Here is an 815-nt window from a genome sequence, read left to right as displayed (position 1 = left end):
AAAGGTTTTTACTAAGTGAAAAACTTTTTAAAATTTCTCTTGCAAAATAACTTAAAGTCAGTATAATAGATATTGTCTTTAAAAAATGTCTGGTGACGATGGCGAGAAGGTCACACCCGTTCCCATACCGAACACGGAAGTTAAGCTTCTCAGCGCCGATGGTAGTTGGGGGTTTCCCCCTGTGAGAGTAGGACGTCGCCGGGCAGTTTCAAATGGAGGATTAGCTCAGCTGGGAGAGCATCTGCCTTACAAGCAGAGGGTCGGCGGTTCGATCCCGTCATCCTCCACCATGATTTTTTCACATAGTGAAATTAATCTTCCACAAATGCCGGTGTAGCTCAATTGGTAGAGCAACTGACTTGTAATCAGTAGGTTGGGGGTTCAAGTCCTCTTGCCGGCACCTTTTGTACGAGCCATTAGCTCAGTCGGTAGAGCATCTGACTTTTAATCAGAGGGTCGAAGGTTCGAGTCCTTCATGGCTCACCAAAGTTTTTTTTACGAAAGTAAAATAACATTCAATCAAATATGCGGGTGTGGCGGAATTGGCAGACGCACCAGACTTAGGATCTGGCGCCGCAAGGCGTGGGGGTTCGACTCCCTTCACCCGCACCATTTCTTTAAAAACAATCTAATGCGGAAGTAGTTCAGTGGTAGAATACAACCTTGCCAAGGTTGGGGTCGCGGGTTCGAATCCCGTCTTCCGCTCCATAGTTCTTAAGCCGGGGTGGCGGAACTGGCAGACGCACAGGACTTAAAATCCTGCGGTAGGTGACTACCGTACCGGTTCGATTCCGGTCCTCGGCACCACCAAGTTA

General features: G+C 48.0%; 6 tRNA genes and 1 rRNA gene. All 7 read left to right on the top strand.

The features are described 5' to 3' along the window. Nucleotides 1–88 precede the first annotated feature (88 nt). The 7 genes from rrf to JCM21738_RS21980 all read left to right on the top strand — a co-directional run bounded on the left by rrf (nt 89) and on the right by JCM21738_RS21980 (nt 807). Nucleotides 89–204, top strand: a 5S ribosomal RNA gene (rrf, locus tag JCM21738_RS22010). 10 nt (nt 205–214) lie between these two features. After that, nucleotides 215–290 (top strand) — tRNA-Val (locus JCM21738_RS22005). Nucleotides 291–327: 37 nt separating this feature from the next. Continuing rightward, nucleotides 328–400 (top strand) — tRNA-Thr (locus tag JCM21738_RS22000). 10 nt (nt 401–410) lie between these two features. Further along, nucleotides 411–486: transfer RNA gene (locus tag JCM21738_RS21995), tRNA-Lys, on the top strand. Nucleotides 487–527: 41 nt separating this feature from the next. Next, nucleotides 528–612, top strand: a tRNA-Leu gene (locus tag JCM21738_RS21990). Between the two features lie 21 nt (nt 613–633). Next, nucleotides 634–708: transfer RNA gene (locus JCM21738_RS21985), tRNA-Gly, on the top strand. 10 nt (nt 709–718) lie between these two features. Then, nucleotides 719–807, top strand: a tRNA-Leu gene (locus tag JCM21738_RS21980). Nucleotides 808–815: the final 8 nt, after the last annotated feature.

Origin of the sequence: Mesobacillus boroniphilus JCM 21738, assembly GCF_000517385.1 — a bacterium.
Taxonomy (GTDB): Bacteria; Bacillota; Bacilli; order Bacillales; family Cytobacillaceae; genus Mesobacillus; species Mesobacillus boroniphilus.
This window is presented reverse-complemented; position numbering and strand designations above follow the sequence as displayed.